The sequence below is a fragment of the Streptomyces sp. 8L genome, from assembly GCF_020176795.1.
Lineage (GTDB): Bacteria > Actinomycetota > Actinomycetes > Streptomycetales > Streptomycetaceae > Streptomyces.
In genome coordinates this window covers 1-5,056 of the sequence record NZ_JAIUKE010000580.1, presented here as the reverse complement: position 1 = coordinate 5,056, position 5,056 = coordinate 1, and the positions used below count along the sequence as shown (strand labels likewise).

Below are 5,056 nucleotides of genomic sequence, written 5' to 3'. Positions count from 1 at the left end.
GGCCGAGCCGGGTTCCCTCTGCTCCGCCACCGCATCCTCCTCCAGTGATCACCGCACAGCGTTACCACCGATTACGGGACAGAGCCGCTCATTTGACAGACCCGCTACCGGTTGGTCTTACCGTGCGGTGTCAAGAGGACGCGTCGAGGGAGGCGAGCAGGGCCAGGGCGTCGGCCGAGCGGATGCCGGGCTCGGCGTGCAGGAGCATCATCTCGGTCCTGCTGGCCCCCACCACTTGGAACTTCTCGACCAGGAGGTCCAGGGAGCCGACCTGTGGATGTTGTATCCGGAACATGGCCTCAGACGCGGAACGCACATCGTGGCGCGCCCACAGCTGACGGAATCGGTCGCTCTTGAGGGACATCTCCCCGATCAGAGCTTGCAGGCGCTCGTCGTCGGTCTGTGTGCCCACAGTGGCGCGCAGGTGGGCCACGGCGACGGCCGTGTAGTGCTCCCAGTCGGCGTGGTACTCCTGGAGCGCCTCGTCGGTGAAGAGGGCGCGCAGCCGGTTCGTCCCGGGCGCCAGCTCCGGTGACAGCGCCCGGGCCAGCCGGTTGGCGGCCAAGACATCGCTGTACTGGTTGAAGACGAACGCGGGCACATTGAGGGTCCGCAGGAGCATGTCGAGCCCCGACGGCAGGCGCTCGTCGGGAAGGTCGACGCTGCGGCGCGGTTTCGGGCCGGCGCGGGACAGAAGGTAGGCCGTGCTCTCCGTATCCAGCTGGAGGACCTGGGCGAGCGCATCGAGTACCTGAGCCGACGGGTTGCGGTCGCGGCCCTGCTCCAGGCGCAGGTAGTACTCGGCGCTGATGCCTGCCAGCATGGCGACCTCCTCGCGGCGCAACCCGGTCACCCGGCGCAACCCGTGTCCGGGCGGCAGGCCCGCATCGATGGGGGTGACCTGTTCGCGTCGCGCACGCAGGAAATCGCCGAAGGCATTGTCCACAAGGGCAGGCTATGCGGTCGCAATCGATTCAGGGTATCCCTGTCACTACCAGGAACACGGGGGAACTGGCAGGCCAGCTTCGCGCGGGTAAATCTCATTGGTATGACGATGCAGACGTGGTTCATCACTGGTGTCAACAGCGGGTTCGGGCGTGAGCTGGCCGAGCAGCTCCTTTCTCGCGGCGACCGGGTCGCCGGGACAGTACGGCGGGAAGGCTCGGTCGACGATCTGCACGCCAAGTACGGCGACCGCTTTTGGATCGGCCACCTCGACGTCACCGACCTGCGGCGGGTCCGCGAGGTTGCGGACGCCGCCTTCCGCGACCTCGGCCGTATCGATGTCGTCGTGATCAACGCCGGTTACGGCCTGTTCGGGGCTGCCGAAGAGTTCACCGACGAGCAGGTCGTCCATCAGATCAACACCAACCTTCTCGGCTCAATGCAGACGGCGCGGGCCGTGCTGCCTCACCTGCGTGCCCAGGGTGGCGGCCGGGTGATCCAGATCTCCTCGGTTGCCGGGCTCGCCGCATACGCCGGTGCCTCGCTCTACCACGCGAGTAAGTGGGGAGTGGAGGGCTTCACGGAGGCTCTCGCCCAGGAGGTTGCACCGTTCGGCATCGAGGTGACCCTCGTCGAGCCCGGCGGAGCGCGGACTTCCTTCACCGGCAGCAGCCTCCGGCTGAGTGAGCCCCTGGCCGCTTACGACGGGACGCCGGCCGCGATGGTGCGCGCCTTCCGGGACACCCAGATTACCGTTCCCGGCGACCCGGTGAAGGTCGCGGCGAAAGTCATCGATAGCGCCGCGCAGAAGGTGGCCCCGATGAGGGTCATCCTGGGCAGTGACTCCTACCAGGAAGTCACCGCGGCGCTGCGGAGACGGCTCGCTCAGGTCGAGCCTCAGCATGCGAGTGCGGCCGAGACCGACGCCGACAGCTGAGCACAGCAGCGGCCCCGACCGCTCACCATCCCCACACCTGACGATGCATCGCCGCGCACTGCGAGACACGGACGCCCTACCGAGTGGAGCGCACTGCATGGCCTCGATCGACGCCGAGACGACAGCGGGGACGGTCAGAGGGGGCTGCGTGACGGGATCGCCGCGTTCACGGGAATGCCCTATGCGGAGCAGCCGTTCGGCGCCAACGCGTTCAAGCCGCCCGTGCCGCGCGCTCCCTAGGTGTATTGACCACGAGCGTTGTTGACGACCCTGGTGATACTTGCTCTCCACAGGGAGTGAAGCTCCCGGAGTTGGCGATAGTTCGGGCCCAGCTCGGAAGGTAGTGGGCAGTCGCCACTTCTTACGTCGCTATGCGCCCTCCGGCTCGGCGGGTGGTGGCGTGTTCTCGCCGGCCAGGGTGGACAGGAGGCGCAGTTTGGTGGCTGCCTCGCTGCCGGGGTCGGCGGTGAAGACGACGATTCGGACGTCGGAGCCGTGCGCGGAGAGCACATCGCAGTCGAGTTCGATCGGCCCGACCTGCGGGTGGTTGATCGTCTTGCGTGCCGTCTTGTGGTGGCCCACTGTGCCACTCGCCCACAGCCGGGCGAATTCCTCGCTCCTGCTGCGCAGCTCGTTGATCATCTCTTTGAGTTCGCGGTCGGCCGGGTAGCGTCCGGCGACATCCCGCAGGTCCGCCACCAGGGACGCCTTGTGCTCGTCGGGGTAGGGGTGGCGTACGGAGACGACTTCTTCGATGAAGGTCATCCAGACGATGTTCGCGGTCCGCCCGCGCCGTCCGCTCCAGTCGACCCCGGTCAGGGCGGGCCACAGGTCGTTGTGGTCGAGGTGGGTCCAGGCGGCGTCGAAGACCGCGATCGGCGCGTCGCCCAGGCGATCGATCAGCCGCTGCACACTCGGCCCGATTCGCTGCGGCACCAGGCCGTCGCGGTCGGAGGCGAGCCCGGCCAGGCGGCAGACCAGCTCGTACTCGGCCGGGGAGAGCCGCAGTGCTTCGGCAAGCGCCCGCAGGACGGGGCCGCTGGGGTGCGCACGGCCCTGCTCGATGCGCTTGATGTAGTCCGGCGAGATCAGCGCCAAGTCGGCGACCTCCTCGCGGCGCAGTCCCGCGGTGCGGCGGGCGCCCGACGGGGGCGGCAGTCCCACATCACTGGGCTGGAGCCGTGCCCGCCAGGAACGCAGCAGGACGGCCAGCGTCGGAGTCTCGTTCATGACTCCATTGTCGGCACTTGAGGCACCCATCTGGCCCTGCGATCGCCCGTTCAGCCTGGCACAAACAGGGCCAGGCTCCTGGCACGCATTCATACAAGCGTGGATATCTAATGGATGGCGGGGGTGGTCTCGGAAAGGCACTTCATGAGTGACACGGAAATAGGTCCGCCCATTGCGCTGGTCACCGGCGCGAACAAGGGCATCGGCCTGGAGACAGTGCGCCGCCTGGTCGACCAGGGGTTTCGCGTCTACCTGGGAGCCCGCAGCGCGGAGCGAGGACAGCCCGCCGCGGACAGCGTCAAGGCACAGTTTCTGCAGCTCGACGTGACCTCAGACGACTCGGTCCAGCAGGCCGTCGCATTCATCCAGAAAGAACACGGCCACCTTGACGTCCTCGTCAATAACGCCGGTATCGGCGGCCCGCGGCGCGAACCACAGGATTACACCGCCAACGACATGGCCACGGTGCTGATGACGAATGTCGTCGGCTACATGCGCCTCATTCACGCCTGCCTGCCGCTGTTGGAAAAGAGCAGTAATCCGCGGGTGGTGAATGTCAGCAGTGGCCTCGGTTCGTTCGCGCTCTTCCACGACCTGGACCGCATCGAGTCCCGAGCCGGCACCGTGCCGTACGCGGCGTCGAAGGCAGCGATCAACATGATGACCGCCCGCCTGGCGCGGCTGCTGCCCCACATCCACATCAACGCCGCCGACCTCGGTCAGACCTCGACCGAACTGAGCGGCAACCAGGGCCATTCGATCCAGGACGGCACGGACGCCATCGTCCACTTCGCTCTTGCTGGGCCCGACGGCCCCAGCGGAACGTACGCCGACCGCACCGGCGAACTCCCCTGGTAAGCAACCCACTTCACAAAGGAACCACACGCATGATTCTCGTCACCGGAGCCACCGGAAACGTCGGCAGCGAGCTCGTCAAGCAGCTCGTCGACGGCGGACACGACGTCCGTGCCTACATCCGCAACCCTGACAAGGCCGGCATGCTACCGGCGGCAGCCAAGATCGCGATCGGCGACCTCAACGACACCGCTGCTCTCCACAAGGCGTCCGAGGGAGTCGACGTCGTCTTCTTCATGCAGGCCGCTCCGCTCCCCGCGCAGGCACAGAACGTCGTGGACGCCGCCAAGGCCGGCGGGGTGAACCGGATCGTGGTGCTGTCCTCGATCGGCACGGTCATTCACCCCCGACCGATCATCGGCGAAATGATCAACACCCGAGACGACGTGCTCCGGGAGTCGGGGATCGCGATCACCTACCTGCGTCCGAACACGCTGTCCAGCAACGCCCTGTGGTGGAAGGAAAGCATCGACAGCGAGGGCAAGGTCTACGACCCGACCGACCCGGGTCTGACCTCTCCGATCGACCCGCACGACATCGCTCGCGTCGCTGCCACGGTTCTGACCGAGAGCGGTCACGAGGGTCACGGCTACATCCTCAACGGCCCCCAGGCGCTCAGCGCCAAGGAGCAGGTGGAGATCCTCGCCGACGTCCTGGGCCGGGACATCGAGTTCGTGTCCGTCACGCCGGAGCAGTACGCCAAGACCAACATCGAGCGCGGCACTCCGGAAGGACAGGCGCGCGGCCTGCAGAACCTCCACGAGCTGTTCCGTGCCGGCCGATCCGGCATCCTCGCCGACGATGTGCAGAACCTCACCGGCATCGCGCCGCGCACGTTCCGCCAGTGGTGCGAGGAGCACCGCGCCGACTTCAGCTGACACCAGATGGGGCGCAGCACGGCAGGAGGCGGATCGTCTCTGCCGTTGACAGACCCACACGCCGACGGCGTGAGCACGCGCTACGTCCCCCTCTTGAACGGATGCGTGGGGGGGGGGGGCGGGGGGGGGGGGGGGGCCCCGCGCCCGGGGGGGGGGCCCCCGCCGCACCCCCCACCGCCCCCGCACCAGCCGGGGGGGGGCCCAGCCACAG

At 67.6% G+C, this 5,056-nt stretch carries 5 protein-coding genes; 3 read left to right on the top strand and 2 right to left on the bottom strand.

From position 1 onward, the window contains the following. Positions 1 to 130: 130 nt before the first annotated feature. Positions 131 to 946 (bottom strand): helix-turn-helix domain-containing protein, encoded by an 816-nt coding sequence (locus tag LCE31_RS34860; protein ID WP_225021705.1) that lies wholly within the window; start codon positions 944 to 946, stop codon positions 131 to 133. A 102-nt stretch (positions 947 to 1,048) separates the two neighbouring features. On the opposite strand from LCE31_RS34860, the gene LCE31_RS34855 reads away from it, so the two are divergent. Continuing rightward, positions 1,049 to 1,882 carry an SDR family oxidoreductase gene (locus LCE31_RS34855; protein ID WP_225021703.1) on the top strand — a complete coding sequence of 278 codons (834 nt, stop codon included), beginning with the start codon at positions 1,049 to 1,051 and terminating at the stop codon, positions 1,880 to 1,882. Positions 1,883 to 2,251: 369 nt separating this feature from the next. Here the strand turns inward: LCE31_RS34855 and LCE31_RS34850 are convergent, their stop codons facing one another. Next, a complete protein-coding gene (locus LCE31_RS34850) occupies positions 2,252 to 3,112 on the bottom strand; it encodes a helix-turn-helix domain-containing protein (protein WP_225021700.1) in 861 nt (286 codons plus the stop codon). A gap of 144 nt (positions 3,113 to 3,256) precedes the next feature. Between LCE31_RS34850 and LCE31_RS34845 the strand changes: the two genes are divergently transcribed. Together LCE31_RS34845 and LCE31_RS34840 are read left to right on the top strand one after the other, a co-directional pair. Then, positions 3,257 to 3,970, top strand: coding sequence for an SDR family NAD(P)-dependent oxidoreductase (locus tag LCE31_RS34845; protein ID WP_225021698.1), 714 nt, complete (start codon positions 3,257 to 3,259; stop codon positions 3,968 to 3,970). A gap of 29 nt (positions 3,971 to 3,999) precedes the next feature. Beyond that, a complete protein-coding gene (locus LCE31_RS34840; protein ID WP_225021696.1) occupies positions 4,000 to 4,845 on the top strand; it encodes an NAD(P)H-binding protein in 846 nt (281 codons plus the stop codon). Positions 4,846 to 5,056 lie beyond the last annotated feature (211 nt).

Excerpts from the sequence above, each read along its gene's own strand:
- LCE31_RS34855 (WP_225021703.1), top strand. The coding sequence starts at position 1,049 with ATGACGATGCAGACGTGGTTCATCACTGGTGTCAACAGCGGGTTCGGG.
- LCE31_RS34850 (WP_225021700.1), bottom strand. The coding sequence starts at position 3,112 with ATGAACGAGACTCCGACGCTGGCCGTCCTGCTGCGTTCCTGGCGGGCA.
- LCE31_RS34840 (WP_225021696.1), top strand. The coding sequence starts at position 4,000 with ATGATTCTCGTCACCGGAGCCACCGGAAACGTCGGCAGCGAGCTCGTC.
- LCE31_RS34845 (WP_225021698.1), top strand. The coding sequence starts at position 3,257 with ATGAGTGACACGGAAATAGGTCCGCCCATTGCGCTGGTCACCGGCGCG.